The organism is Methylobacterium nodulans ORS 2060 (assembly GCF_000022085.1).
Classification (GTDB): Bacteria; Pseudomonadota; Alphaproteobacteria; order Rhizobiales; family Beijerinckiaceae; genus Methylobacterium; species Methylobacterium nodulans.
The window spans coordinates 1,514,498-1,540,378 of record NC_011894.1 but is presented as its reverse complement, the minus strand read 5'-3'; the positions used below and the strand labels follow the sequence as shown (position 1 = coordinate 1,540,378).

The 25,881-nt window shown below is 67.7% G+C and carries 21 protein-coding genes and 4 pseudogenes; 15 read left to right on the top strand and 10 right to left on the bottom strand.

The window, feature by feature from the left end; all coding sequences use genetic code 11:
• Window positions 1-17: 17 nt before the first annotated feature.
• From MNOD_RS07015 to MNOD_RS07005, 3 genes are read left to right on the top strand one after another with little or no spacing between them, the layout of a single operon-like run.
• On the top strand, window positions 18-1,454 hold the full coding sequence (locus MNOD_RS07015) for an FAD-binding oxidoreductase (protein WP_015928146.1): 1,437 nt from the start codon (window positions 18-20) through the stop codon (window positions 1,452-1,454).
• On the top strand, window positions 1,451-2,218 hold the full coding sequence (locus tag MNOD_RS07010) for an SDR family NAD(P)-dependent oxidoreductase (protein WP_015928145.1): 768 nt from the start codon (window positions 1,451-1,453) through the stop codon (window positions 2,216-2,218). The genes MNOD_RS07015 and MNOD_RS07010 overlap by 4 nt, the downstream gene beginning before the upstream one ends.
• Window positions 2,219-2,261: 43 nt before the next feature.
• Window positions 2,262-3,602: an MFS transporter gene (locus tag MNOD_RS07005; protein WP_015928144.1), complete on the top strand. Its 1,341-nt coding sequence runs from the start codon at window positions 2,262-2,264 to the stop codon at window positions 3,600-3,602.
• A 182-nt stretch (window positions 3,603-3,784) separates the two neighbouring features.
• Here the strand turns inward: MNOD_RS07005 and MNOD_RS07000 are convergent, their stop codons facing one another.
• Window positions 3,785-4,405, bottom strand: coding sequence for a CGNR zinc finger domain-containing protein (locus MNOD_RS07000; protein ID WP_015928143.1), 621 nt, complete (start codon window positions 4,403-4,405; stop codon window positions 3,785-3,787).
• 260 nt (window positions 4,406-4,665) lie between these two features.
• On the opposite strand from MNOD_RS07000, the gene MNOD_RS06995 reads away from it, so the two are divergent.
• The 3 genes from MNOD_RS06995 to MNOD_RS06985 all read left to right on the top strand — a co-directional run bounded on the left by MNOD_RS06995 (window position 4,666) and on the right by MNOD_RS06985 (window position 7,323).
• Window positions 4,666-5,517, top strand: coding sequence for an alpha/beta fold hydrolase (locus MNOD_RS06995; RefSeq protein ID WP_015928142.1), 852 nt, complete (start codon window positions 4,666-4,668; stop codon window positions 5,515-5,517).
• An 86-nt stretch (window positions 5,518-5,603) separates the two neighbouring features.
• A complete protein-coding gene (locus MNOD_RS06990) occupies window positions 5,604-6,575 on the top strand; it encodes a zinc-binding alcohol dehydrogenase family protein (RefSeq protein WP_015928141.1) in 972 nt (323 codons plus the stop codon).
• A 70-nt stretch (window positions 6,576-6,645) separates the two neighbouring features.
• Window positions 6,646-7,323 (top strand): haloacid dehalogenase type II, encoded by a 678-nt coding sequence (locus MNOD_RS06985; RefSeq protein ID WP_015928140.1) that lies wholly within the window; start codon window positions 6,646-6,648, stop codon window positions 7,321-7,323.
• Between the two features lie 57 nt (window positions 7,324-7,380).
• Here MNOD_RS06985 and MNOD_RS06980 read toward each other — a convergent pair.
• A pseudogene (locus tag MNOD_RS06980) lies at window positions 7,381-8,649 on the bottom strand (dihydroxy-acid dehydratase); the annotation flags it as partial.
• Window positions 8,650-8,651: 2 nt separating this feature from the next.
• Between MNOD_RS06980 and MNOD_RS06975 the strand changes: the two are divergent.
• The 3 genes and pseudogenes from MNOD_RS06975 (at window position 8,652) to MNOD_RS06965 (ending at window position 11,363) form a co-directional block, all read left to right on the top strand.
• Window positions 8,652-9,518 carry a cation:dicarboxylate symporter family transporter gene (locus MNOD_RS06975; protein WP_083786343.1) on the top strand — a complete coding sequence of 289 codons (867 nt, stop codon included), beginning with the start codon at window positions 8,652-8,654 and terminating at the stop codon, window positions 9,516-9,518.
• A gap of 156 nt (window positions 9,519-9,674) precedes the next feature.
• A pseudogene (locus tag MNOD_RS42335) lies at window positions 9,675-10,043 on the top strand (VOC family protein); the annotation flags it as partial.
• Between the two features lie 330 nt (window positions 10,044-10,373).
• Window positions 10,374-11,363, top strand: coding sequence for a ketopantoate reductase family protein (locus MNOD_RS06965; protein ID WP_015928138.1), 990 nt, complete (start codon window positions 10,374-10,376; stop codon window positions 11,361-11,363).
• Between the two features lie 29 nt (window positions 11,364-11,392).
• On the opposite strand, the pseudogene eno reads toward MNOD_RS06965, so the two are convergent.
• The 4 genes and pseudogenes from eno to MNOD_RS06950 all read right to left on the bottom strand — a co-directional run.
• Window positions 11,393-11,539: pseudogene (gene eno / locus MNOD_RS48835) on the bottom strand (phosphopyruvate hydratase); the annotation flags it as partial.
• 26 nt (window positions 11,540-11,565) lie between these two features.
• The gene (gene pyk, locus MNOD_RS06960; RefSeq protein ID WP_015928137.1) at window positions 11,566-12,978 is read right to left on the bottom strand and encodes a pyruvate kinase; all 1,413 of its coding nucleotides are present in this window, start codon (window positions 12,976-12,978) and stop codon (window positions 11,566-11,568) included.
• A gap of 309 nt (window positions 12,979-13,287) precedes the next feature.
• The gene (locus MNOD_RS06955; RefSeq protein WP_015928136.1) at window positions 13,288-14,364 is read right to left on the bottom strand and encodes a tartrate dehydrogenase; all 1,077 of its coding nucleotides are present in this window, start codon (window positions 14,362-14,364) and stop codon (window positions 13,288-13,290) included.
• 35 nt (window positions 14,365-14,399) lie between these two features.
• Window positions 14,400-15,698: an MFS transporter gene (locus MNOD_RS06950; RefSeq protein WP_015928135.1), complete on the bottom strand. Its 1,299-nt coding sequence runs from the start codon at window positions 15,696-15,698 to the stop codon at window positions 14,400-14,402.
• A 164-nt stretch (window positions 15,699-15,862) separates the two neighbouring features.
• Here MNOD_RS06950 and MNOD_RS06945 point away from each other — a divergent pair, with 164 nt between their 5' ends.
• Window positions 15,863-16,567, top strand: a complete 705-nt coding sequence (locus MNOD_RS06945; RefSeq protein ID WP_015928134.1) for a GntR family transcriptional regulator — start codon at window positions 15,863-15,865, stop codon at window positions 16,565-16,567.
• A 109-nt stretch (window positions 16,568-16,676) separates the two neighbouring features.
• On the opposite strand, the gene MNOD_RS06940 is transcribed toward MNOD_RS06945, so the two are convergent.
• Complete coding sequence (locus MNOD_RS06940; RefSeq protein WP_244424769.1) at window positions 16,677-17,072, bottom strand: Lrp/AsnC ligand binding domain-containing protein; 396 nt, start codon at window positions 17,070-17,072, stop codon at window positions 16,677-16,679.
• A 204-nt stretch (window positions 17,073-17,276) separates the two neighbouring features.
• Between MNOD_RS06940 and putA the strand changes: the two genes are divergently transcribed.
• From putA to MNOD_RS06920, 4 genes are all read left to right on the top strand, one after another.
• Entirely contained in the window at window positions 17,277-20,972 is a 3,696-nt protein-coding gene (gene putA, locus MNOD_RS06935; RefSeq protein WP_015928132.1) for a trifunctional transcriptional regulator/proline dehydrogenase/L-glutamate gamma-semialdehyde dehydrogenase, read from the top strand.
• A gap of 763 nt (window positions 20,973-21,735) precedes the next feature.
• Window positions 21,736-22,167 (top strand): anthrone oxygenase family protein, encoded by a 432-nt coding sequence (locus MNOD_RS06925; RefSeq protein WP_015928130.1) that lies wholly within the window; start codon window positions 21,736-21,738, stop codon window positions 22,165-22,167.
• A gap of 303 nt (window positions 22,168-22,470) precedes the next feature.
• Complete coding sequence (locus tag MNOD_RS46225; protein ID WP_157091670.1) at window positions 22,471-22,632, top strand: transposase; 162 nt, start codon at window positions 22,471-22,473, stop codon at window positions 22,630-22,632.
• Between the two features lie 316 nt (window positions 22,633-22,948).
• The gene (locus MNOD_RS06920) at window positions 22,949-23,461 is read left to right on the top strand and encodes a hypothetical protein (RefSeq protein ID WP_015928129.1); all 513 of its coding nucleotides are present in this window, start codon (window positions 22,949-22,951) and stop codon (window positions 23,459-23,461) included.
• Window positions 23,462-23,792: 331 nt separating this feature from the next.
• On the opposite strand, the pseudogene MNOD_RS46220 reads toward MNOD_RS06920, so the two are convergent.
• The 3 genes and pseudogenes from MNOD_RS46220 to MNOD_RS06910 form a co-directional block, all read right to left on the bottom strand.
• Window positions 23,793-23,953: pseudogene (locus MNOD_RS46220) on the bottom strand (IS3-like element ISMtsp5 family transposase); the annotation flags it as partial.
• A gap of 214 nt (window positions 23,954-24,167) precedes the next feature.
• Window positions 24,168-24,374 carry a hypothetical protein gene (locus MNOD_RS06915; protein WP_015928128.1) on the bottom strand — a complete coding sequence of 69 codons (207 nt, stop codon included), beginning with the start codon at window positions 24,372-24,374 and terminating at the stop codon, window positions 24,168-24,170.
• A 34-nt stretch (window positions 24,375-24,408) separates the two neighbouring features.
• Window positions 24,409-24,726 (bottom strand): hypothetical protein, encoded by a 318-nt coding sequence (locus MNOD_RS06910; RefSeq protein WP_043748237.1) that lies wholly within the window; start codon window positions 24,724-24,726, stop codon window positions 24,409-24,411.
• 94 nt (window positions 24,727-24,820) lie between these two features.
• Between MNOD_RS06910 and MNOD_RS06905 the strand changes: the two genes are divergently transcribed.
• Window positions 24,821-25,309 (top strand): hypothetical protein, encoded by a 489-nt coding sequence (locus tag MNOD_RS06905; protein WP_015928127.1) that lies wholly within the window; start codon window positions 24,821-24,823, stop codon window positions 25,307-25,309.
• Window positions 25,310-25,881: the final 572 nt, after the last annotated feature.

Sequence of the window (25,881 nt, the reverse complement as noted above, 5' to 3'; positions counted from 1 at the left end):
TTGGGAGAACGCACACCATGGAAGGCAGTCTCGCAGGCCGGGGAGCCCGGTCCGCCCTCCCGCGCGCGGCGCTCGAGGAGCTGTCGACCCTGCTCGGAGACCGGCTGGCCCTCGGCCTTGCCGAACGCGAGCACCACGGACGCGGCGAATCCTACCATCCGACCGTGCCGCCGGATGCGGTCTGCTACGCGCTCGGCACCGAGGAGGTGTCGCGCATCGTCAGGATCTGCGCCGCGCACCGGCTCGCCGTGATTCCCTTCGGCGGCGGAACCTCCCTCGAAGGGCATGTCTCGGCGCTCGACGGCGGCGTCTGCATCGATCTGAGCCGGATGACCGGGATCGTCGCGGTCCGGCCGCAGGATCTCGACGCGACCGTGCAGGCCGGGGTGACGCGCCACCAGCTCAACGACCACCTGCGCGACACCGGCCTGTTCTTCCCGGTCGATCCCGGCGGCGAGAGCACGCTGGGCGGCATGGCGGCGACGCGGGCCTCCGGCACCAACGCGGTCCGCTACGGCACGATGAAGGACAACGTCGTCTCGCTGACCGCCGTGATGGCCGATGGCAGCGTGATCAGGACGTCGAGCCGGGCGCGCAAGAGCTCGGCGGGCTACGACCTGACGCGGCTCCTCGTCGGGTCGGAGGGGACGCTCGGCATCATCACCGAACTGACGGTCCGGCTCTACGGCATCCCGGAATCGGTCACCGCCTCCGTCTGCGCCTTCCCGAGCGTGGAGGCGGCCGTCGCCACGGTCGTCGAGATCGTGCAGTGCGGGATCCCGATCGCCCGGGTCGAGCTCCTCGATCCGCGCACCGTCCGGGCGGTGAACCGCTACTCGGGGACGACGCTTGCCGAGCAGCCGACCTTGTTCATGGAGTTCCACGGCTCCCCGGCGGCCACCGCGGAGCAGATGCGCCTGGTGCAGGACCTGGCCGAGGCCAACGGCGTCCTCGCCGTCGAGTCCGCCGCGGACGCGGACAGGCGCAACCGGCTCTGGCGCGCCCGCCACGATGTCCACTACGCGATCCAGGCGATGCGGCCGAACGCGAAGGTCTGGAGCACGGATGTCTGCGTGCCGATCTCGAACCTGCCCCGCTGCATTGCCGAAACCCAGGCGGATATCGAGGCGGCGAGCTTCTTCATCTCGACCGTCGGGCATGTCGGGGACGGCAATTTCCATCTCGGCCTGATCGTCGATCCGACGAGCGCCGCGGAACTGGCGGAGGCGGAGGCGTTGAACGACCGCCTGGTGCGCCGCGCCCTCGCCCTCGACGGCACCTGCACCGGCGAGCACGGGGTCGGCTCGGGCAAGATCAAGTTCATGACGCTCGAACATGGTCCCGCGATCGGCGTGATGCAGGCCATCAAACGCGCCCTCGATCCGGAGGGCATCCTCAATCCCGGAAAAGTCCTGCCCGGAAAAGTCCTGCCCGCCCTGGAGGTCGACCCATGATCGTCGCGCATGATGAGATCCCTGCATCGCCCGGCCTGACGCAGGCCGTGATCCTGGTCACCGGGGGCGCGTCCGGCATCGGCCGCGCCATCGTCGAGGCGGCGCTCGCCTCCGGAGCCCGTGCGGTCGCCTGGGACGTGGACGCGGCCGGCCTTGCGGCTTGCGCCGAGGCTTGCGGCGACCGGCTCCGGACCGCGCGGGTCGACGTCTCGGATGAGTCCGCCGTGGCCGGCGCCATGGCCGAGCTGGCCGGCTCGGCTTGGGCACCCACCCACCTCGTCAACAATGCCGGCATCATCGGCCGCCGGATGGCCCTGGCTGAGATGGACCCGGCCGAGATCGACCGCGTGCTCGCAGTCAACCTGAAGAGCGTCCTTTACTGCACGCGCGCCTTCCTGAGCGGGCGGGCTCCCCATCCGGCCGCCGCGATCCTCAACCTTTCGTCGATCGCAGCCCGCACCGGCGGCATGCCCGGCAATGCGCTCTACGCCACCACCAAGGGTGCGATCGCCTCGCTGACCGTCGCGGCCGCCAAGGAGCTTGCCCCTGCCATCCGGGTCAACGCCCTGGCGCCGGGGGTGATCGATACGCCCATTCAGGGCGACGTGTTCGGGGATCGCGGCAAGGTGGCGGAGATCGCCAGTTCCATCCCGTTGCGGCGGCCCGGCACGGCCGCGGAGGTGGCCGCAGCGGCGCTGTGGCTCCTCTCGCCCGCCGCCGCCTACGTCACCGGCACGATCGTGGACGTGGCCGGCGGGCGCTGACCGGCCGAACGACGAACGCATGAAGAATCCGAGGAGGAACCCCATGGAGCCCATAGCCGAGATCGATCAGGCGGTCAGCCGCGCGAGGCGGCGCCTCGTGCCGTTCCTGGTCCTGATGTACCTGCTGGCCTATCTCGACCGCGCCAACGTCGCTTACGCCAAGCAGGCGCTTCAGGCCTCGATCGGGATCTCGGAAGCGGCCTTCGCATTCGCAGCCGGTATCTTCTTCGTCGGCTATGCCGTCTTCGAACTGCCGAGCAACCTCCTGCTGCACCGGATCGGCGCGCGCGTATGGCTCGCCCGGATCATGGTGACCTGGGGCCTGCTGGCGGCCGCCATGGCCTTCGTGCAGGGCGACACATCCTTCTGGGTCCTGCGCGTCCTGCTCGGGCTCGCCGAGGCGGGCTTCTTCCCCGGGGTCCTGCTCTACCTCACCTACTGGTTCCCGGCCCGGGAACGCGGCCAGATCCTCGGCCTGTTCTATCTCAGCCAGCCGCTCTGCTTCATCCTGGGCGGGCCGGTCTCGGGCCTGCTGCTCGACCTCGATGGAGCCTTCGGCCTGCACGGCTGGCAGCTGATGTTCCTGGTCGAGGGATTGGCGGCCTCGCTGGTCGGCCTCTGGGCCTATTTCTACCTGACCGACCGTCCGGCCAAAGCGGCCTGGATGCCGCCTCGCGAGCAGGCTGCCCTGGGGCAGGTTCTCGCCCGGGAGGAGGCCGCCAAGCGCGAGCGCGGCACCGTGAAGCTCGGGGCGATCTTCCGCAACCCGCTGCTGCTGCATTTCGCGCTCTGCTACTTCTGCCTCGCGATCTGCGGCTACGGGATCGCCTTCTACCTTCCGGCTCAGGTGAGCGCGCTGCTCGGCACCAAGGTCGGGCTCTATGTCACGCTGGTGACCAGCATCCCGTGGCTATGCGCCTTCGGGGTGAGCCTGTTCTGGCCGGGCCTCGCCCTGCGGACCGGGCGCCGGCGGCTGTTTGCGGTCGTCTCGCTTCTGGGGGCCGGTCTCGGGATGATCGCGTCCGGCTATGTCAGCCCGCTCCTCGCCGTGATCGCGCTCTGCGTCTCGGTGGCTGGCCTGATCAGCGCTCAGCCGATCTTCTGGACCTTTCCGATGGGTTATTTCGGTGGGTTCGCGGCAGCGGGCGGCATCGCGATCATCAATGCGCTCGGCAATCTCGGCGGGTTCGTGGCGCCCAACCTGAAGGTCGCGGCCGAGACCTGGCTCGGCACCAGCCAAGCGGGCCTGTGGGTGATCGGGGGCGGCGCACTTCTGGCCGCCGCTCTTCTGGCCCTGATCCCGAGCCGGGCGGACATCGCCGCGTCGGCCCCCGACAGCGCGGCAGGCGACAAGCCCGCTTCCTCCGAGGTGGCCTTGGCCTGAATTGCGCCGCCCGACCCTGCGCACCGGCTCGCTCTGCCGGGGCGAGTGTCTTCGATCCTGACCACAGGCCCTCGCGCCCCTTCCGAGCGCGAGGGCCTCCTTGCATCCTTTGGACCACCCCTGGTCTTCCGGAGGCTCCGGCTCCCGGGAGGCGGGAGCCATGATGCGCAGATCTTCGGACCTCAGGCTCGCCGACGGTTCCTGTGGGCCGCCTGCTTGGCCCTGTTCCCGCAGACGGCCATGCTGCACCACCGGCGGGCGCGGCCGCGCGTGCGGTCGACGAACATCAGCGTGCAGGCGTGCCCCTCGCACGCTTTGATGTGCGTGAAGTCCTCCTCGCAGACGAGCCGCGCGAGGGCCGTGCCGATCGGCTGAAGCAGCGACTCCGGGGTGCGCCAGTGGCGCGAGGTCTGAAGCTCCAGATGCACCGCACCGTCGTGATCTCGGGCGACGATCTGGCTGAAGCTCTCATCCCTCTCGAGTAGCCGGTTGAGGGGCTTCAGTTCGAGCAGGTCCTCGGGTGTGAGCGGTCGCCCCTTGCGCGCGTCGACGAAGCCTCGAAACCATTCCCGCAATTGTCGGGCCCGAGCCGCGACGGCGTCGAGTTCTCCTGGCGTGACACGCTCCCGCACGGCGGCGGCGGCCGCAGTGGGCAGGAGGCCGGCCTGCTCCAGCCAGTCCAGCAACCCCTCGCCGTCGCTGATCCAGTCGACGGGCACATCGACCGGGGTGGCGATCGAATTGAGGAAATCCAGGCCCGGCGCGTCGGCGATGAACATCGCGGGCGTGTGGTGGTGGTCCATCTGCTTGTCTCGCAACCTGGCTGCGTCTCCGACCCATATGGAGGCTAACCTAGCTAAATGCACCTATCAGGTTAGCATACCCCAGCGCGAACCGGCGCAACCCGGTCACCTCGATCCAGGTGGGGAGCAGGTGCAGGCAGCCGGCCGCATGGGACTATCCCAGCCCGTCCGTAACCGTCATGAACGCTGTTGACAGGTTACAAAATCTGCGAAATAACCCCTTTATACCGCGCGAGGCGGTTACAAGAGGATGGCATCCGATGCCCCACATCCGCTATCGCTCCGTAGACGTTGCCGGCCTGAGGATCGCCTACCGCGAGGCCGGTTCTCCCGGCGCCCCGAAGCTTCTGCTTCTGCATGGCTTCCCGAGCGCGGGGCACATGTTCCGCGACCTCATCCCGCGCTTGGCCGACCGTTTTCACCTCGTGGCTCCCGACCTTCCGGGTTTTGGCCGCTCGGAGATGCCGGCGCGGGACAGGTTCACCTACAGCTTCGACAACCTCGCCTCCGTGATCGACCAATTCACCGAGGTGATCGGCTTCGACAGGTTCGCGATCTACGTCTTCGACTACGGAGCGCCGACCGGCTTCCGTCTTGCCGTCAGCCATCCGGACCGGATCACCGCCATCATCTCGCAGAACGGCAACGCCTACGAGGAGGGGCTGAGTGAGGGCTGGAACCCGATCAGGGCCTACTGGCAAGATCCGTCGCAGGCCAACCGAGATGCTCTGCGCGACTTCCTGAAGCCGGAAACCACCATCTGGCAGTACACCCACGGCGTCCCGGATCCGACGTCCGTCTCGCCGGACGGCTACTCGCTCGACAATTTCTACCTCGCGCGCCCGGGAGCCGACGAGATCCAGCTTGATCTATTCGGCGACTACGCGAGCAACGTCGCACTCTATCCGGTTTTCCAGGATTATTTCCGGACGCACAGGCCGCGCTTTCTCGCCGTCTGGGGCCGCAACGACCCGTTCTTTCTCCCGCCCGGCGCCGAGGCGTTCAAGCGCGACATCCCGGACGCGCAGGTGACCTTCTTCGACACCGGTCACTTCGCGCTCGAGACCCACGCGGCTGAGATCGCCGCAGCGATCCGGACCTTCCTCGGCTGAGCCCTGTCCCAAGGCCGTCACCCCTCGCTGCGTCCCGACCTCTCGGTCACGCGCTCGAGCAGCGCCCGCAACTCAGGGAGTTCGTCATGCGTGCCATCGTTCTGGACGGCTTCGGCGGTCTCGACGTCCTCGTCTACAAGGATATTCCCGAGCCCGAGCCGCTCGCAGGCCACGTCGTCATCGAGATCAAGGCTTTCGGCATCAACCACGCCGAGATGCACATGCGGCGGGGTGAATGGGCCGAGGCGGCGCCGGTTTCCGGCATCGAATGCGTGGGCATCGTCAAGTCGTGCCCCGGCGGCGAGTTTCCGGTCGGAGCCAAGGTGGCCGCACTGATGGGCGGGCTCGGCCGCACCATCAACGGGAGCTACGCGCAGTTCACCCGCGCCCCGGTCAGCAACGTCGCGCTGATCGACGCGGACCTCCCCTGGGCCGAACTCGCGGCTATCCCGGAGACATACGCGACCGCCTGGACGTGCCTGTTCCGCAACCTCGACCTCCAGAAGGATCAGCTTCTGCTGATCCGCGGAGCGACGTCGTCGTTCGGGCAGGCCGCGCTCAAGCTGGCGGTGAACGCCGGGGCCCGCGTCATCGCCACCACGCGCAATCCTGAGCGTTTCGCGATGCTCGAGGCGCTCGGTGCCGCGCGCTGCGAGGTCGAGCGGCCGGATCTGTCGCAGCACATCCCCGAGGCGAAGCGGATCGACGCGATCCTGGACCTGGTCGGCAACAGCGTGGTCCTCGACTCGCTCGCCATGCTCCGCCGCGGGGGCCGCTCCTGCCTCGCCGGCTGGCTGGGCGGCCTTGCCCCGATCCCGGATTTCAACCCGCTGCTGCAGATGGCGAGCGGCGTCTACCTGACCTTCTTCGGCAGCTTCGTGTTCGGCACGCCGGGCTTCCCTCTCTCCGACGTCTCGCTGCGGCAGATCGCCGAGGACGCGGCCGCAGGTCGGCTCGACGTGAAGCCGGCGCGCGTCTTCCGCTTCGATGAGGTCCGCGAGGCGCACCGCCTGATGGAGGCGAACGCAGCCGGCGGAAAGATGGTCGTCGTGCATTGATCTCCGTCGAACGAAGGAGCCGGATGGCGGCAGATCCAATTTCTCCGATCTTCTCGTATGCGAGGCCCTGATGCCCTTGCTCCCTCCTCTTGACGGCGCCCGCGCCGTGGTCTTCGACGCCTATGGCACCCTCCTCGACGTGCACTCTGCCGTGCAACGTCACGCCGCCGCGGTCGGGCCCGACGCCCGGTCCCTGTCGGACACCTGGCGCCAGAAACAGCTTGAATACTCCTGGGTGCTCTCGCTGTGCGGCCGGTACGCCCCGTTCTGGGCGTTGACCGAGCGTGCGCTCGACTACGCGCTCGCCCGCCATCCCGGCGTCGACCGGGGAGTGCGATCGGCGCTCCTGGAGGCGTACCGGGTGCTGGACGCCTACGCGGAGGTGCCCCGCACCCTCGCGGCGCTGCGCGCGGCCGGCCTTAGGACCGCGATCCTATCCAACGGCGACGCCGCAATGCTCGACGCCGCGCTACGGGCCGCTGCGCTCCAGGATCACCTGGACGCGGTGCTGTCGGTCGACCCGGCTGGCGTCTTCAAGACCAGCCCCCGCGCCTACGACCTCGTGCCAGAGCGGCTGGGTGTCGGCGTGTCCGAGACCGCGTTCGTGTCCTCGAACCGCTGGGACGTCGCCGGGGCAGCCGCCTACGGCTTCGCGCCGGTCTGGGTCAATCGCGCCGGCCTGCCAGACGAGTACCCGGACCTCGCTCCGGTCCGGGTGATAGATCGCCTCGATGCGCTCCTCGGCTGATGCCTCGAAGTTCATGGCAAGAACATGGGCAGACAACGACCGGAAAACCGGAGCGTGTTATGAAGCTTGTGTGGGCACCGATTTCGCCTCCGACAGGAAGTCGAAGTCGCAGCCGTCCGGCGCCTGCATGACGCTGCGCCGATACAGCACCTTGTAGCCGCGGGCCGGAGCCGGCGGCGGACGGAAACCCGCCAGGCGCCGGGCGATCTCGGCCGCATCGACCAGGAGATCGATCCGCTTCTCGCGGATCGAGAGACGGATGCGGTCGCCATTGCGCAAAGCCGCGAGCGGGCCGCCGATTGCGGCCTCCGGCGCGACGTGCAGCACGATGGACCCGAAGGCCGTGCCCGACATGCGCGCGTCCGAGATGCGCACCATATCCTTGACGCCGGCCCGCGCGAGCTTCTTGGGGATCGGCAGGTAGCCCGCTTCCGGCATGCCGGCGGCGTGCGGCCCGGCATTCTGCAGGACGAGGATGTCGCCCGGCGCGACGTCGAGATCGGGATCGTCGATGCGCGCGCTCAGGTCCTCCAGACCAGTGAATACGACCGCGCGCCCCTCCGACTCGAACAGCTCCGGGCTGGCGGCAGCACGCTTGAAGATGGCGCCGTCCGGCGCGAGGCTGCCTTTCAGCGCCACGAGACCACCCACCGGGGAGACGGGCTCCGCGACGGGCCGGATCACGGCCCGGTCGACCCAGTCGATCGGTTCGGCCAGCCGCTCAGCCAGCCTGCGGCCCTCGACGTCGATCGTCTCGAGGTGGAGGAGAGGCTTCAGCTCGCGCAGCAGCGCGCCCATACCGCCGGCGGCGTGGAAGTCCTCCATGTAGCCCTCGCCGACCGGCTTCAGATCGACGAGGACCGGCGTCTGGTCCGAGAGCTGGTTGAAGCGGTCGAGCGAGATCCGGATGCCGAGCCGGCCAGCGATCGCAGTGAGGTGCACGATGGCGTTGGTCGAACCGCCGACCGCCATCAGCACGCGGATCGCGTTCTCGACCGACTTCTCGGTGATGACTTGGCGCGGGGTGATCCCGGTCTCGATCAGGCGCACCGCGGCCCTGCCGGATTCCTCGGCCGCCACGAGCCGGTCGGAATGGACCGCGGGGATCGCCGCAGTGCCCGGCAGCGACATGCCGAGCGCCTCCGCGATGCAGGCCATGGTCGAGGCGGTGCCCATCACCGCACAGGTGCCCTGCGTGACGGAGAGGCGGCCCTCGACCGTCTCGATCTCGTCCGAATCGATGGCGTTCGCCCGGTACCTGGCCCAGAAACCGCGGCAATCCGTGCAGGCGCCCAGCCGCTGGCCCTTGTGGCGCCCGGTGGACAACGATTGTCGGTGCCTTCGCCGAGGGCGACATCCTGCAGGTCCTGTTCATCTCGATTCTCGTCGCCGTCGCGCTCGTCCAGCTCGGGCCGCGCGTCCAGCCGCTGGTGGACGGGATCGACATGGCCGCGAAGGCCCTCTTTGGTGTCGTCAACATCATCATGAACGCCATGGCGCCGATCGGCGCGTTCGGCGCCATGGCGTTCACCATCGGCAAGTACGGCATCGTCACCCTGCTGCCGCTGATGAAGATGGTCCTGATCTTCTACGTCACCTGCGCGACCTTCGTGCTCGTCGTGCTCGGCGCGGTGGCCTGGATGGCCGGCTTCAGCATCCTCAAGTTCATCCGCTACATCCGGGAGGAGCTGCTGATCGTGCTCGGCACGTCCTCGTCCGAGGCGGCGCTGCCGCGGCTGATGGAGAAGCTCAAGCGGGCCGGCTGCGGCGAATCCACGGTCGGGATCGTCGTCCCGTCGGGCTATTCGTTCAACCTGGATGGGACCTGCATCAACCTGACGAGGATGGCGATCTTTCTCGCCCAGGCCACCAACACCCCGCTCGGCTTCGAGGCCCAGCTCGCGCTCATCGGCGTGCTGCTCCTCACCTCGAAGGGCGCGGCGAGCGTCACGGGCGGCTCCTTCGTGGTCCTGGCGGCGACGCTGGCCTCGCTGCACTCGATCCCGGTCGCCAGCCTCGCCATCATCCTCGGCGTCTACCGGTTCATCTCCGAGGGCGGGGCGCTGGTGAACGCCATCGGCAACGGCGTCGCCGCCATCGTGATCGCGCGCTGGGACGGCGATCTCGATGCCGACCGCCTCCGCGCGACGCTCGACGGCGCGGGGCAGGATTCGCCGGTCTCCGCCGGTCACTGACGAGGGGCCCGCGCAGGCCTTTGACCAGGGCAGGGATCAACGATGCCGAATCGTGACCATCTCTGCGATCGTCGGTTCGTTCTCGCAGGCACGACGGCGTTCGGCCTGCAGGGAAGGCCCGCGGCGACCGAGGCCGCAGAAGGAAACGGGATTGCCATGCATGTCGACCGCTTCGATCACATCGTCCTGACCGTCGCCGACATCGACAGGACGTGCGATTTCTACCAGCGGGCCTGCGGCATGGAGATCGTCACCTTCGGCAATGGTCGCAAGGCCCTGCAGTTCGGCCGACAGAAGATCAACCTGCACCAGGCTGGCAAGGAGATCGATCCCAAGGCCGCGCGCCCGACGGCCGGCTCCGGCGACTTCTGCCTGATCACCAGCGTGCCGATCGAGGCGGTGAAGCGGCACCTCGAAGCCTCGGGCTTCGTGATCGAGGAGGGCATCGTCGACCGCACCGGCGCGGTCGGCCCGATCCGGTCGATCTATCTGCGTGACCCGGATATGAACCTCGTCGAGATCAGTTGCTCGACCTCCTCAGGCGACTCGGGCTCGACCAGCTCTGATCCAGCCATCATCGACGAGGCTCACGTGACTGCCACCACTCCTTCCCTCGACATCGCGGTGCTCCCCGGGGACGGCATCGGGCGGGCCGGCGCTTCGGCTCACCCGCCATGACGCCGGCGCGCAGTATATCGGGAGAGCGGTGACGCCCTGCCCGCCGCGACCCTCGCGGCCTGCCGTGCGGCCGATCCGTTGGTTTCCCGGATTGCGGAAGGTCCTGGGCGACGAACGCGCGCGGAACATCGACTTAAGAAAGCTCGGATCCTTCGGAGACGGCGCAAGGAGGCGAAGATGTCAAAGGTCGCGATCGTCGGATGCGGCGCGATGGGCTCGGTCTACGCCGCGCTCATGGCGTCCGCCGGCCACGAGGTGCATGCCGTCACGCTCTGGTCCGATCACGCCGAGGTGATGAGAACCAAGGGTCTGCGCGTCGAGGGTGCAAGCGGTGACCGCACCGTGCAGCTCGCCAGCGCAGGCACGACCACGGACGGGATCGGTGTCTGCGATCTCGTCATCATCGCCACCAAGGCCTTCGACGTCGAAGCGGCGGCACGCGCCTGCGAGCCGCTGATCGGGCCGGAGACAGTGGTCCAAACGATCCAGAATGGCCTCGGCTCGCCCGAAGTCGCGGCATCGGTCCTCGATCGAGACAAGATCGCCGTGGGCGTGGTCGGTGGCTTCGGCGCCTCGATGCGCGGAGCCGGCCATGCTCACCACAATGGCTTGGAGATGATCCGCTTCGGTGCGTTCGCGGGCCTGCCGAAGCAGCGTCTACAGGCCTCCGCCAGAATCTGGGAGTCCTCCGGGTTCAAGGTCAGCCTCTTCGACGATGTCGGTCGCATGGTCTGGGAGAAGCTGATCATGAACGTAACCTTCTCGGGGACCGCCGCCACCACGGGCCTCACCATCGGCGAAATCATGGCCGATCCGCACGCCTGGAAGGTGGCATTGGGCTGCGCGCGGGAGGCAATTGCGGTGGCCGAGGCGATGGGCATCGCGCTCGACGTCGGTGATCCGATCGAGCACATCCGAAAGCTCGGCGGCAAGATCCCCAATGCTCGGCCCTCGATGCTGCTTGACTACAACGCGGGCCGCCGCGGCGAAGTCGACGCGATCAACGGTTCGATCCCGCGCCTCGGTCAGCAATACGGCATCCCGACGCCGATCAACGAAACCGTCGTAGCCATCATCAAGGCGCGCGAGGCCAGCTTTCAGGCCCGAGCATACTCCACATCTCGGCAAGAACTCACCAGGCCAGCGCAGTCACCGACCACGCTCTGAACACCAACTGCCACTCGTGTCGGTTTGGGGATCGCCTGCCCACCGTAGCGAACTCTGGTGCCCGGCCCTTCCTGGATGCGGATGAGCTGGTTGTATTTGGCGAATCGGTCCGAGCGGGCGAGCGAGCCGGTCTTGATCTGCCCGCAACTCGATGCGAGCAGCCGCACAATTGTGGACAGCACGCGATCTGCCCGGCTGACCATCAGATCTGGATCACACGGATGTTGTTGGTGTTGCCGGCGGTGTGGAAGGGAATGCCGGCCGTGGTGATGACGAGGTCGTTGGCCTGGGCGAACCCTTCCTGCTGCGCCGCGTGCGCGGCCTTGCTCGTCATCTCCTCGTAGGAATCGACGTCGTCCGTGTGGACACTGTGCGCCCCCCACATCAGGCACAGCCGCCGCGCCGTCGCCAGGCTCGGGGTCAGCGCCAGGATCGGCACCGCCGGCCGCTTGCGCGCAACCCGCGCCGTGGTCGTGCCGCTGGTCGTGTAGGTCACGATCGCGCTGGCCTGCACCGCCTCGGCCAGCGTCGCCGTGGCCGTCGCCACCGCATGCGGCGGGGTTTCTTCCACGACGGGCTCGGAGGCCGCGACGATCGAGCGGTACAGCTTGTGCCCCTCCACGCTGCGGATGATCCGGTCCATCATCGCCACCGCCTCGACCGGATAGCGCCCGGTGGCCGACTCCGCCGAGAGCATCACCGCATCCGCCCCGTCGTAGATCGCGGTGGCCACGTCCGAGGCCTCGGCCCGGGTCGGGGCCGGCGCCGCCACCATCGAGTCGAGCATCTGGGTTGCCACCACCACCGGTTTGACCGCCAGCCGGCAGGCCCGGATCAGCTCCTTCTGGCGGCCCGGCACCTCCTCGTGCGGGATCTCCACGCCGAGATCGCCGCGCGCCACCATCACGGCATCGGACAGCCGGATGATGTCCTCGAGCCGCTCCAGCGCCTGCGGCTTCTCGATCTTGGCCATGATGCCGGCGCGCTCCCCGATCAGCGCGCGCGCCTCCACCAGGTCGGAGGGCTTCTGCACGAAGGAGAGCGCGACCCAGTCGACGCCCAGCTCCAGCCCGAAGGCGAGATCCGCCCGATCCTTGGGCGTCAGCGGCGAGAGGTCGAGCAGGGTGCCCGGCAGGTTGACGCCCTTGCGGTTGGAGATCGGCCCGCCGGTGATCACCTCCGCGGTGAGCGCGTCGGCTTCGAGACCAACCACCCGCACCCGCACCCGGCCGTCGTCGATCAGCAGATCTTGGCCCGGCGCGGCGGCCGCGAAGATCTCCGGGTGGCGCAGCGGGATGGCCTGCTGGTCGCCCTCGCTGCCCGCGAGCACGAAGCGCACGGTCTCGCCCGCCGCAAGCTCGAGCCGGCCGTCCTTGACGGTGCCGATCCGGATCTTGGGCCCCTGCAGGTCCTGCAGGATGCCGATCGGGCGGCCGACCTCCTGTTCCAGCGCCCGGATGGCGGCATGGACCCGGGCATGGTCCTCCTGCAGGCCATGGCTGAAGTTCAGGCGGAAGGTGTCGACGCCCGCGAGGAACAGGGCCCGCAGCCGGTCGGGCGCCGCACTCGCGGGGCCCACGGTGGCGACGATCTTGGCACGGCGGTGACGGCGCATGGTGGGTTCGGCCTTGTCAGGCCGCCTCTGCTGGACCGGGTCGGACGCCCAGGACGGCATCGTTGCGGTTGGTTTGAGTCGGGCCTGTGACGACGGGGTCGCCCAACGCCGCCCCGTGCCCGGCGCTCGAGGCTCTCGGCGAAGGACAGCCCCAGCGCCGCCGCTCGGGACCCGGTGTCCGGGGCGATGATAGCTCCGGCGATCTCCGCCCGGCCATCACCCGGCCGACCTCGCGGGCCAGGGCAGGTGCCGGGCGACACTGACGGCCGGATCGGCCGCCGCAGAAGACCACCGGGCTCAGTCACGACCTCACGCGTTGTCGCCCTGGATGGCGGCGATCACCGCGTCCGTGACCTGGCGGGTGGTCGCCTGGCCGCCGAGATCCGGGGTGTGGAGGTTCGGATTGGCCGTGACCCGCTCCACCGCCCGCATCAGGCGGTCGGCGGCCGGGGCCTCGCCGAGATGCTCCAGCATCTGCACCGCGGTCCAGAAGGTGCCGATCGGGTTGGCGATCCCCTTGCCCGTGATGTCGAAGGCCGAGCCGTGGATCGGCTCGAACATCGACGGGAACTTGCGCTCCGGGTTGATGTTGGCGGTCGGCGCGATGCCGAGCGAGCCGGCGAGCGCGGCGGCGAGATCCGACAGGATGTCGGCGTGCAGGTTGGTGGCCACGATGGTGTCGAGCGAGCCCGGCTTCATCACCATGCGCATCGTCATGGCATCGACCAGCATCTTGTCCCAGGTCACGTCCGGAAACTCCTTGGCGACCTCGGCGGCGATCTCGTCCCACATCACCATGGCGTGGCGCTGCGCGTTCGACTTCGTCACTACGGTGAGCAGCTTGCGCGGACGCGACTGCGCCAGCTTGAAGGCGAAGCGGATGATCCGCTCGACGCCCGCGCGGGTCATCATCGAGACGTCGGTGGCGACTTCTTCCGGCAGCCCGCGGTGGACCCGGCCGCCCACGCCCGCGTACTCGCCCTCGGAGTTCTCGCGCACGATCACCCAGTCGAGTTCCGGGCCGTTCACGTGGCGCAGCGGGCTGGTGATGCCTGGCAGGATGCGGGTCGGGCGAACATTGGCGTACTGGTCGAAGGGCTGGCAGATCGCGAGCCGCAGGCCCCACAGGGTGATGTGGTCGGGCACATCCGGCGCGCCGACCGCCCCGAAATAGATCGCGTCGTGGTCCTTGATCTGCTCGCGCCCATCCTCGGGCATCATCACGCCGTGCTGCTTGTAGTAGTCGGACCCCCAGTCGAAGTGATCGAAGCTGAACCTGAACTGCCCGCTGCGCTCGGCCAGGGCGTTCAGCACCTCGATGCCGGCGGCGATGACTTCCTTGCCGATGCCGTCGCCCGGGATAGCGGCGATGCGATACTGCTTCATGGTGACGTTCCTTTCACGTGTTCGAAGTGGGGGAGTTACCGCGTGGCAAGCACTGGGGTAGCGGACTGGGAGGCGCGCCGGAGGGAGAGCGTGAAGGCCGCCGAGAGGGCGAGCGTCGCGGCCGACATCATCAGGCCGAGGGTGAAGCTGCCTGAGGCCTCGCGCGCCCAGCCGATCAGCGAGGGGCCGACGAAGCCGCCGAGGTTGCCGATCGAGTTGATCGCCGCGATGCCGGCCGCTGCCTTGGTGCCCGTCAGGAACTCGGTCGGCAGCTGCCAGAAGGGCGGCCGCGCCGCCATCACCCCGGCGATGGCGAGGGACAGGAAGATCACGGTCGCCACCACGAGATCGTGGAAGATCCCGGCCATGACGAGACCGCCGCAACCGACCGCGCAGGCGATGGCGACGTGGCCGAAGCGCTCGCCCGTCCGGTCCGAATGCCGGGCCCAGAAGCCCATGGTGGCGATGGCCAGCAGATAGGGGATCGCGCTGATGAAGCCGACCTCGATGTTCGAATGGCCGAAGCTCTTCACGATCTGCGGCAGCCACAGCTCGATGCCGTACAGGCCGGTGGTCAGGCCGAAATAGACCAGGGCGAGGCGCAGCACCGGCCAGCTGAGCAGGGTAGCGCCGACCTCACGCAGGGAGTGATGCTGCGGCGCGCCCTGCTCGGCGCGCATCTCGGTCACGAGCCAGTCGCGCTGCTCGGCCGTCAGCCACCGCGCCTGCTCGGGACGGTCCGTCAGATAGACCAGGCAGACGAAGCCGAGGACCACGGCCGGGGCCGCCTCGAGGATGAACATCCACTGCCAGCTGTGGAAGCCGAGCACGCCGTCGAGCGCCAGGAGGTAGCCCGAGATCGGGGCCGCGATGGCGCTGGCGATCGGGATCGCCACCACGAAGCCCGCCGTCACCCGGCCGCGCCAGCGCTTCGGGAACCAGTAGGTCAGGTAGAGGATCACGCCCGGGAAGAAGCCGGCCTCGGCGATGCCGAGCAGGAAGCGCAGGACGTAGAATTGGTTGGGCCCGCTGATGAAGGCGAAGCCCATCGAGATCAGGCCCCAGGTGATCATCACCCGGGCGATCCAGCGCCGCGCGCCGACCCTGTCGAGGATCAGGTTCGAGGGCACCTCGAACAGGAAGTACGAGATGAAGAACAGGCCGGCACCGAAGCCGAACATGGCCGGCGTCAGGCCGAGATCGCGGCTCATGGTGAGCGCGGCGAAGCCGACGTTGATCCGGTCAACGAAGGCGATGACGTAAAGAACACATAAGAAGGGCACCAGGCGCCATGCGACGCGGCGCATGGTGGCCTGCTCGAGCGAGCCGTCCATCGTTTCCTCCGTGAGGGCGCCTGCAACCCGTGCCGGCTATCGATGCCAACTTCCATGCAAGCTGGTATGGCGTATGACATCGCAGCCCACCGGCGTCAACCCTTCCGTTGCAACTTGCATGGAAGCTGCTAACTCGTGGAGGGACGGCTGGGTTGGAGGAACGGATGCCGCGGGCGAGACCGGCAGGAGACGAGGACGGCGAGAAGCGGCCTTCGCTGGTCGACGACGCCTATGCGGCCATGAAGCAGGCGATCCGGAACTCGGAGTTCCCGCCCGGCTACCAGGCCTCGGAGCAGGAGATCGCGCTCAGACTCGGCATGAGCCGCACGCCCGTGCACGAGGCGGCGATTCGGCTGCAGGAGGACGGTCTCGTGCGGGTGCTGCCGCGGCGCGGCATCCTGATCTGCGCCGTCGCGCCCGCGGACATGCGCGAGATCTACGACGTGATCATCGCGCTCGAAGGACAGGCGGCCGAGCGGGTGGCCGGGCTGCCCGAGGCCGACCGGACGCGCATCAGCGCCGAGCTTGCGGCGCAGACGGCCGCCATGGCCGACGCCCAGGCCCGCGGCGATCTCCCGGCCTGGGGCGCCGCGGACGAGTGCTTCCACCGGACGCTGATCGAGCGGGCCGGCAATGGCCGCATGATCCGGATCATGCAGACCATCAACGACCAGTCGCATCGCGCCCGCATGCTAACGCTCAGGCTGCGGCAGGAGCTCGACGCGTCCGTCGCCGAGCATTACCGCATCATCGAGGCGATCCGCGATGCGGATCCGGCTGGCGCCCATCGGCATGCCCGCCAGCACCGCATCCGCGCGCGCGACGAGCTCCTTCCGCTGCTGGAGAATTATGGCCTCAGGCACCTTTAATACCGCCGCGCGTTCGTGCCGACGCGTTCTCCGCGCCACCCACATCTCGGCGCAACATGGTTCCGCGGATCTTCGTCCGGGTGATCGGCAGGTGGCGTTTCCGGTCACGTCAGACCGGCAGCGCAGCATCCGCCTTGACCTCCTCCATCACCGGATAGGTGCGCGTCTCGGCGACGCCCGGCAAAGTCAGGAGGATGTCGCCGAGGAAGCGCCGGTAGGCCGTCATGTCGAGGACCCTCGCCTTGACGAGGTAGTCGAACCCTCCCGCCACCATGTGGCATTCGAGGATGTCGGGGACGCGCCGGACTGCCTCGGCGAAATGGTCGAAGACGTCCGGTGTTGTCTTGTCGAGCGATACCTCGACGAAGATCAAGAGGCCGCGCTCCAGCTTGTGCGGGTCGACCCGGGCACCAAAGCCCGTGATGTAGCCCTCGCGCAAGAGCCGCTTGAATCGCTCTCCGGTGGCCGTGGGTGAAAGCCCGCAGCGTTCCGCCAGTTCGATCATCGAGATGCGGCCGTCAGCCTGCAGCAGGCGGAGAATATGACGATCTTTGCCATCGAGCACCGGAAATCTCCTCAAACGGGGCTTATGGCCGTGTTTCTCACTACCAAGCTGGTATTTTTCAATCTTTTTCCGCGCCCGATTGCCTCATACCGTAGGGAGTGGAAGGCCGCTCCGCCGACCGGGGCGGCCCGAGGATCACGAACAATGACTGTCGCCCGAGAGGTTGCCGTGGATAGCCCCGATGCGTTCGGGCGCTTCATTGCCGGGACGCGTCACCAGACAGGCTTACGTGCGGCCGTGACCGCGGCTTACCGCCGTCCCGAAGGCGAATGCGTGCAGGCCCTTCTGCCGCTGGCCGCCCTGCCGGAGGCGCAGGCGCGTGCGGTCGCCGGCACGGCCGAGCGGCTCGTGCGGGCGCTGCGGGAGAAGAAGCGCTCCGGCGGCGTGGAGGGCCTGATCCACGAATACGCGCTCTCAAGCCAGGAGGGCGTGGCCCTCATGTGCCTGGCCGAGGCGCTGCTGCGCATTCCCGACGATGCCACACGCGATGCCCTGATCCGGGACAAGATCGCAACCGGCGACTGGAAGAGCCATGTCGGGCACTCGCCCTCGCTCTTCGTCAATGCGGCAACCTGGGGCCTGGTCGTCACCGGCAAGCTCACCGCCACCACGAGCGAGTCGAGCTTGTCGGCGTCCCTCACCCGCCTCATCGCCAAGGGCGGCGAGCCCCTGATCCGCCGCGGCACCGACCTAGCCATGCGGCTGATGGGCGAGCAGTTCGTGACCGGCCAGACCATCGCCGAGGCGCTGGCGAACAGCCGGCGGATGGAGGCCAAGGGGTTCCGCTACTCCTACGACATGCTGGGCGAGGCGGCGACGACAGCCGCGGACGCGGCGCGCTACCTCGCCGACTACGAGGGGGCGATCCACGCCATCGGCAGGGCCGCGCAGGGGCGCGGCATCTACGAGGGGCCGGGGATCTCCATCAAATTGTCCGCCCTGCACCCGCGCTACAGCCGCGCCAAGATCGAGCGCGTGATGGGCGAGCTGCTGCCGCGGGTGAAGGGCCTGGCGCTGCTCGCGAAAGGCTACGACATCGGCCTCAACATCGACGCGGAGGAAGCCGACCGGCTGGAGATCTCGCTCGACCTCCTGGAGGCCCTGGCGCTCGATCCGGACCTGTCGGGCTGGAACGGCATCGGCTTCGTGATCCAGGCCTACGGCAAGCGCTGCCCGTTCGTGGTCGACTGGATCGTCGACCTCGCGCGCCGGGCCAACCGGCGGATCATGGTGCGGCTGGTCAAAGGCGCCTACTGGGACAGCGAGATCAAGCGGGCCCAGACCGACGGCCTGGAGGATTTTCCGGTCTTCACCCGGAAAGTCCACACGGACGTGTCCTATCTCGCCTGCGCACGCAAGCTCCTTGCGGCGCCCGATGCGGTTTTCCCGCAGTTTGCGACCCACAACGCGCAGACGCTCGCCGCGATCATGACGATGGCGGGCCCGAACTTCTATCGCGGCCAGTACGAGTTCCAGTGCCTGCACGGCATGGGCGAGCCGCTCTACGAGGAGGTCGTCGGTCCGGATAAGCTGAACCGGCCCTGCCGGATCTATGCGCCGGTCGGCACCCACGAGACACTGCTCGCCTACCTGGTGCGCAGGCTGCTGGAGAACGGGGCCAACTCCTCGTTCGTCAACCGCATCGCCGATGAGAAGGTGCCGATCGCGGACCTGATCGCCGATCCCGTCACGGTCGTCCAGGCGACGAACCCCGCGGGCGAGCCTCATGAGCGGATCACATTGCCCCGTCATCTCTTCGGCCCGGACCGGGAGAACTCGGCCGGCCTCGACCTGTCGAACGAGGAGCGGCTCGCGGCCCTCGCCGAAGACCTCAAACGAAGCGTGGCGCAGGATTGGCAGGCCCTTCCGTCGAAGGCCAAGGCGCCGGCGCCGCTGACGGACGTCCGCAACCCCGCCGATCGCCGCGATGTCGTCGGCCGCTGGCGGGAAGCGACCGCAGCGGAAATGACCGAGGCCCTCGATGCCGCGGTGCAGGCCGCACCCGGGTGGGCGGCAACGCCGGCCGGCGACCGTGCGGCCGCACTCCGCCGCGCGGCGGACCTCATGGAGGCGCGCATGGGTATCCTGATCGGCCTCATCGTGCGGGAGGCCGGCAAGTCGTTCCCGAACGCGGTGGCGGAGGTCCGCGAGGCGGTCGACTTCCTGCGCTATTATGCGGCCGAGGTCGTGCGGACGCTGGGATCCGACCGGCTCCCGGCGCTCGGGCCGGTCGTCTGCATCTCGCCCTGGAACTTCCCTCTGGCGATTTTCACCGGGCAGGTCGCCGCGGCACTGGCGGCCGGAAACGTGGTTCTCGCGAAGCCCGCGGAGGAAACTCCGCTGATCGCCGCAGAGGCCGTGCGCCTCCTGCACGAGGCTGGCATTCCGATCGATGGTCTCCAGCTCGTGCCCGGCGCGGGTGCTGTCGGCGCAGCCCTCGTCGCAGACCCCCGCGTGATGGGCGTGATGTTCACAGGTTCGACCGCGGTCGCGCGGCTCATTCAGCGCCAGCTCGCCGATCGTCTGACCGCATCGGATCAGCCGATCCCCTTCATCGCCGAGACTGGCGGGCAGAACGCACTCGTCGTGGACTCGTCTGCGCTGGCCGAGCAGGTGGTGGGGGATGTGATTGCGTCCGCCTTCGACAGCGCCGGCCAGCGCTGCTCGGCGCTGCGCATCCTCTGCCTGCAGGAGGAGGTGGCCGACCGGATCCTGGAGATGCTGCGCGGCGCGATGGACGAGCTCGCAGTCGGCAATCCCGGTGACCTGTCCGTTGATGTGGGGCCTGTCATCACGGCCGAAGCCAGGGACGGCATCGAGCGCCATGTCACCACCATGGAGGCCCGGGGCCACCGGGTCATCCGGCTGCCGCTCGGACCGGAGACCTCCCACGGGACCTTCGTCGCACCGACCATCATCGAGATCGGGCGGATCGCTGATGTCGAGCAGGAAGTGTTCGGCCCTGTCCTCCACGTCCTGCGCTACCGGCGCGCTGACCTCGACCGGCTGATCGACGACATCAACGAGACCGGCTACGGGCTGACGTTCGGGCTCCATACACGGATCGACGAAACCATCTCCCGTGTCGTCAACCGGGTGGGTGCCGGCAACGTCTATGTCAACCGCAACATCATCGGCGCGGTGGTTGGTGTACAGCCGTTCGGGGGCTCGGGGCTTTCAGGCACGGGCCCGAAGGCCGGCGGACCGCTCTATCTTGGCCGCCTGATGGGGACCCCGCCGCAAACGGCCCTGCGCGGTCTTGATGCGGCACCGACAACCCTGTCCGTCGCTCGGATCTATGCCGACTGGCTTCGTGCGCAGGGCTTCGGCGAGCAGGCCGAACGGGTTGTGGGACATGTCTCGCGCTCGTCGTTGGGAGCCCGTGTCGAACTGCCCGGGCCCGTGGGTGAGCGGAACGTCTACGCGCTCCGGCCGCGGGGGCGCGTGGCCGCTCTGGCCAAGACAGCTGAAGGTCTGCTGGTTCAGGTTGGTGCGATCCTCGCGACCGGGAACGTGGCTGTCCTTGACGCAGGCAGCCCGGTGCGCGCTGTGCTCGATCATCTGCCGAAGGAGGTCCGTCCGAGCATCGAGATTGTGCCCGACTGGCGGGCGACACCCGAGCTTCGGGGCGTCCTGTTCGAGGGTGACCGTGACGACCTGCTCCAGCTCAACCGCGCGGTTGCCGCGCGAGAGGGCAGCATCGTGCCTGTGCAAGCCACGACGGCGGCTGCCCTCAAGAACGGTGACGACTACGACCTGAACAGGTTGCTGGAGGAGTGCTCGATCTCGACGAACACGGCAGCTGCAGGTGGGAACGCCAGCCTGATGTCCATCGGGTAATCCAGGTGAGCAGACCGTGAGGGCGGGCGATGCGCAGCTTCAGCATCGCCTGCCATGCACCTGCCGCCGCATGTGGCCGGGGCATGCCCTGGCCCGCTCGACATGGCCGGGCTGGCAGGGACCTGTTCGGTGATCGACCACCCGGAGCGAACAGGCCACGACATGACCGCCGCCGGGCGGCTCTCTGTTCGTCAGCAGCAGGGTTTCCACTCGGCCAAACCTGACAGATTTCGGTGTTGGATTTCCGATCGTTCCCCTTCGATCTGGAGCGGGGCTGAGCCCCGGTCCCATACGCCGGCCTGATGCGATCGGGAGAAAGGTCAGCAGGTGTGATCCGACGGCTTTCGAGAGGTCCGCTGGAGGCGCAAGAGCGGACCATCCAGTGGACTGAGAGCACACTGTCCGGCAGTGCCGTCCGTATCCGATAGGATCCGAAACGTCAGGGTGTGCGCCGTGCCAAAATGCCGGACCATGCGTTCGGAACGAGTTCGATCACTTGGTGGACCGTTCTGCACGGGCAGGCCCAATTGGGACGCAGCGCCGTGCTCCATTGACTGGGCGGCGTGAGGCCGAATGCCGACGGCCTTGTTGATCTGGATCAGCGTGGGCTGGTACTGCTTGGTCGACACTGCCCTCGCCTCGCCGAGGTTGCGGACGCCCATGCGGCAGCGATACCGCCTCGCTCCGGCGTTCGCTCTACACTGCCAGACCCGCGAGTGGCGTTGGCGGGAGGCTTCAGGTTGAGCAGGACCCGGAGGCTGACATGCTCATGGGCCAGCTTGCACTCCTCGCCGCTGCCGTGTTCACCGGCGCAGCCCTCTACATCAATGTTGTGGAGCAGCCCGCGCGCCTGGAACTGGACGACCGCTATCAGCTGATCGAATGGAAGCCTGCCTACGAGCGCGGCTTTGCCATGGAATCCTCCTTGGCTTTCGCGGGCTTCTCGCTCGGGCTTGCCGTGTGGTGGGAAGTCCGCCACGCTGGATGGCTCGTCGGCGCGCTGCTCATGATCGCGAACTGGCCCTTCACGCTCCTCGTGATCAAGCCCCTGAACAAGAAGCTCATGGCGCTGGAACCTGCCGGGGCAGACCGCGAGAGCCGAGCGATGATCGAGCGGTGGGGCTCGCTTCACGCAGTGCGAACCGCGCTTGGTTTTGCGGCGTCCCTCGCCTTTCTCTGGGCATCAGTTTCCTGAGCAGGCTCCTGAATGGAAACCTCGGCCGGAAGCAGACCTGCATACGGACTGCTGATGAGATTGGTGCTTAAGCGTCGATCAGCCGGGTAGCGACGTCGAAGAACACGGACTTGACCGCGAGCGGGTCGATGACGCCGCCGGACTGGCGGATGGTCAGGCGGGAGGCAGGACAGTCGGAGTGGGTCGGGAGCTCCGACAGATGTCGATGTCAGGTCGTATGGCGATGTCGGAGCCGGTGCGGCGCTGGAACTCTTCACCGGGGCGGGCCGGCGGCGAACCTGATCGGAGGCGCAGAAGGCGGCCATCGTCGCGGAGAGCAACGCGCCCGATGTCTCGATCCGCGCCGTGGCGCGTCGGCATGGTCAGAGCGCCTCCCAACTCGTCACTTGGCGGCGTCTGGCCCGTGGCGCTCCCCTCGCCCCCCGACCCGCACCTGCCCGGGAGCCGACTCATGGCGGAGCTTGAGCAGCATCCGACCGTCGGGCACCTGCGAACGCAGCCCGTTGCTGATGCCAGTACCATGACGATCTCCGCGGACGAGTTGCGGGCACTCGCCCCGACCTGAGGCGCCGACTCCGGGCCGGGCGCACCTCGCGTGTTTGATGGGTCAATTGAAAGACGAGTTAACCGCACGAAGGTCTGAGTTCGCCTGTTGGCAGCTGCTTCGACAGGCGCCGATGGGAACGGAAAGCGCCTGGCGGGGCTTATCGGCTTGGATGGTCCGCATTGACGACGCGCGGCGGTGCCCAAGGTTGTTTAGGGGGCGACATGGAGACATGCCATGGCGCAGTTCGATTACATCCTGAATTGGACCCTCAAGGCCGGATCACACCCGTTTCCAGGACCGGATGGCGGCACCTGCATCAACGAGGCCGCGATCGTCGCGGCCGGGTTCGCCTATCAGCCGGTCTGGCGCGTCGACGACATGCCGCGCTGCTTCTCCCGACCCGTCTGCCGCCTTGCGATGCTGCTCAACGACCAAGCGGACGACGTGCAACGTCAGAAACTGCTGCCGTTCGTGACCCGGCTCGCCTGCGCAGACACGCCTGAGGTGGAGCGCCTGCGCCAAGCGTACATCGACGCCCGAGCGTTCAGGGGCTCGCTGAGTTTCGAGGAAGGGCTGACGGTGCTCGAAGGGGCCCTGGCCATAGGTCGTCAAGCCAACCTCCTGAGCCAGGAAGAGGCAGGCGACAGATTGGCTCGGGCCAAGCGTGTGCCTGAACAGAGGATTTCGGATCACGGCGTCATGGCCAAGATCAAGGAATGGCTCGGGGTTGAAGCTGAAGTCGCCTGATCGAGCGCAGCGGCGCCGTGCCAGTGGTCACGGCTTCATGTAGGAGGCCGTATCATGGCTTTCTTCCGGAGTCGGCCCGATAGGGTCAGCAGCACGCCGTCGCCTATCTCGCTCAGCCTCGTACTGCTAACCCCTGCCGTCACGCTCGTCAGTTGTATCGCTCGCTTCAGAGAGATCTGACCAACAGCTGGAAGGCGCGCCGAACTGTCGGGCAGGCGAGGAGCCGGCCTTCGACCGTGGCTACAGCCAGAGCCATTACGGCTACTACGGCCTACCCTATGGCGCGGTCTGAGCATCGCCGGGCAGGGCATGGCAGAACGCAGCGGCCTGCGCCCGACAGCGTCGCGGCCATCACGCCGAGGCTGCGCGAGACTGTCTCCAGGTTCTCGCCGCGCAGCAGCCGCAGCCCTGCATCGCGCTTGCGCTGCCGGGACATCCGCCCCCTCGGCCGGGACCGGCCGCGCCTGCATCCGCCCTCGTGTGTGTCGTCATCGTCCTCACCCCTGTCGCGGAGACCCTCCGCTTCCGGGGTGCCTCACGCAACCGAGGGGCGGAGGAGTGGTCACGGCGGCGCCGGGTATATTGCTACGCCATCGAAGCCCGGCCTCGGTCTCCAGCGGTCGCGGCTGGCGCACCATGTTCAAAGCCGGGCCGCTACACCGAACGAGCGCCTCTGCCTCGTCGTCCTGGCGTGGCGCCAAGCGCTTCAGAGCAGGTGCTCGCGAACCACCCGCTCGGCTTCAGCCGCGTCCGCGATACCGGAGATGCGGCAGGCTTCCTCGGCACTCGCCGCGACCTCATGAGTGTCGAAGTTCGGCGGCACGAGACGATCCCGATGGATCCAGCCGCCGTGGTCGGACGAGTAGTGCCATCCCAAGATCCTGGCGGCGGCCTCGAAGTCGGTCTTGGACATAGGTTTTCTCCGTGTTTGCCCGAGCGATTGCAGCCTAGCCCTGGCGACCTTGGCGGAACGGCAGCGGCACGAGGCCCGTGACGATGCCGCCGCCAAGCCCGTGTCGGGCAATGCTGACAAGCTGCACCACCGGCGGGCGTTTGGATCTCTCTCCCGTCGCGCCGATCTCGCGAAGAGTTCCGGCATAATGGTCAATCCAGTGCTGTTGCGAGAGGGCTGCGAGACTCATCTCGGCGAGCAGCTCGCGCTTCGTCTTGCCCCTGGCAGGAGGAAGCGACGCATCGCAGGGCCAGAGGTCCTCGCGCCGCAGGTTCAGGAACTCGCAGGTCGCCTGGAGGTGATCCTCGGCCAAGCCTATCTTACCCCATTCCAGTGGCAATCCCGGTCGAGCAACTTGGGTTCATGGTCGCCCGACCCGAAGCAACCTTGACCATAGGGGTTTCGGAATGGAACACCGTCATGTCGAAGAACTCAGCCGTATCGCGGATGTGCCGGTTGAAACGGAGCTCGCGATCGCGCGTCCGGTGCTGGCGACCCACAAAGAACGCATGGAGTACTGGGCTGGTGTTCTGAGAAACGATCCAGAGAGGCCCCTGAACTCACTCCCCGACATCGAGTTCGTGCCATGCCGCGCCCGGCCAAGCCTGAGAATGGATGGTTCGGCGATCGAGGTCGCGTTCCACAATCCGGTCCTTCGCGCCAACGGGCTCAGGTCCGACACATTCGGGGCGGCTCGCGAGTTCTTCGGCCTGTCGGAGTATCAACTCCACCAGCTTGTGTGCTCGTGCGCGAACGGCCCCGTCAGCCCCTCCTCGCGGATTGCCATCAAGGTGCTGCGCGAGGTCGAGTTCACATTCGTTCGGCGCTCGGCGGCATTCTTTTGGTGCGGTCTCCTCGGAGTCGTGCTCTTGGAGGGCCTTTTCTTCCTGCCTTGAGCTCGTCTTTGGCCATTCAGGCAGCGTGTGATCAGCGATAGCGCAGGCCCTTGCGGTTGTTCGCCTCGGTGAAGATACCTTGGCCTCCTCCGGTGTCTGGTAATCACTATCGTGGATGATTGTCCGAGCCATGCCGCTGAAAACGGACTCAATCACGTTGAAAAACTGAGCGCCCGAGGGCAGCGGGGCTGGATCTTCGACCAGCTCGGCTGGCGATGTGGATCAGGAGGCCAAAGGCAAGCAGCTGATCCACTGTCGCGGAGACCGTCCGCTTGCAGGGTGTCTCAATCAACTGTGGAGCGGAGGAAGCTGCGCCGCCCTCACGCCTCCGTCACCCGATCTCCCGCATAGCTCTTTCGGAACACGGGCAGGCATGGGCCGTTGCCTGGCATTGGCAGGAGCGCCCGATGAAGAACCCTTGGCTCAGCATGTGGATGAGTGCTGCCAACAGTGCCGCCGGGGCCGCGCGCGGCTTCTGGACCGCAGAGATGCACCGTCAGCGGAAAGCCATGATGAAGGAGGTAGCTCGCTCGTCTACCCAGGGTCGAGCCCAGCCTGCACCGAAGAAACGT

Coding starts and splice junctions, on each gene's coding strand:
- MNOD_RS06965 (WP_015928138.1), top strand. CDS start 10,374: ATGTCAAAGGTCGCGATCGTCGGATGCGGCGCGATGGGCTCGGTCTAC.
- MNOD_RS06940 (WP_244424769.1), bottom strand. CDS start 17,072: ATGATCGAACTGGCGGAACGCTGCGGGCTTTCACCCACGGCCACCGGA.
- MNOD_RS07000 (WP_015928143.1), bottom strand. CDS start 4,405: ATGGACCACCACCACACGCCCGCGATGTTCATCGCCGACGCGCCGGGC.
- MNOD_RS06905 (WP_015928127.1), top strand. CDS start 24,821: ATGGAACACCGTCATGTCGAAGAACTCAGCCGTATCGCGGATGTGCCG.
- MNOD_RS06950 (WP_015928135.1), bottom strand. CDS start 15,698: ATGGACGGCTCGCTCGAGCAGGCCACCATGCGCCGCGTCGCATGGCGC.
- MNOD_RS06945 (WP_015928134.1), top strand. CDS start 15,863: ATGCCGCGGGCGAGACCGGCAGGAGACGAGGACGGCGAGAAGCGGCCT.
- MNOD_RS06920 (WP_015928129.1), top strand. CDS start 22,949: ATGGCGCAGTTCGATTACATCCTGAATTGGACCCTCAAGGCCGGATCA.
- pyk (WP_015928137.1), bottom strand. CDS start 12,978: ATGCGCCGTCACCGCCGTGCCAAGATCGTCGCCACCGTGGGCCCCGCG.
- MNOD_RS06955 (WP_015928136.1), bottom strand. CDS start 14,364: ATGAAGCAGTATCGCATCGCCGCTATCCCGGGCGACGGCATCGGCAAG.
- MNOD_RS07005 (WP_015928144.1), top strand. CDS start 2,262: ATGGAGCCCATAGCCGAGATCGATCAGGCGGTCAGCCGCGCGAGGCGG.
- MNOD_RS07015 (WP_015928146.1), top strand. CDS start 18: ATGGAAGGCAGTCTCGCAGGCCGGGGAGCCCGGTCCGCCCTCCCGCGC.
- MNOD_RS06985 (WP_015928140.1), top strand. CDS start 6,646: ATGCCCTTGCTCCCTCCTCTTGACGGCGCCCGCGCCGTGGTCTTCGAC.
- MNOD_RS06995 (WP_015928142.1), top strand. CDS start 4,666: ATGCCCCACATCCGCTATCGCTCCGTAGACGTTGCCGGCCTGAGGATC.
- MNOD_RS06990 (WP_015928141.1), top strand. CDS start 5,604: ATGCGTGCCATCGTTCTGGACGGCTTCGGCGGTCTCGACGTCCTCGTC.
- MNOD_RS06915 (WP_015928128.1), bottom strand. CDS start 24,374: ATGTCCAAGACCGACTTCGAGGCCGCCGCCAGGATCTTGGGATGGCAC.
- putA (WP_015928132.1), top strand. CDS start 17,277: ATGACTGTCGCCCGAGAGGTTGCCGTGGATAGCCCCGATGCGTTCGGG.
- MNOD_RS06925 (WP_015928130.1), top strand. CDS start 21,736: ATGCTCATGGGCCAGCTTGCACTCCTCGCCGCTGCCGTGTTCACCGGC.
- MNOD_RS07010 (WP_015928145.1), top strand. CDS start 1,451: ATGATCGTCGCGCATGATGAGATCCCTGCATCGCCCGGCCTGACGCAG.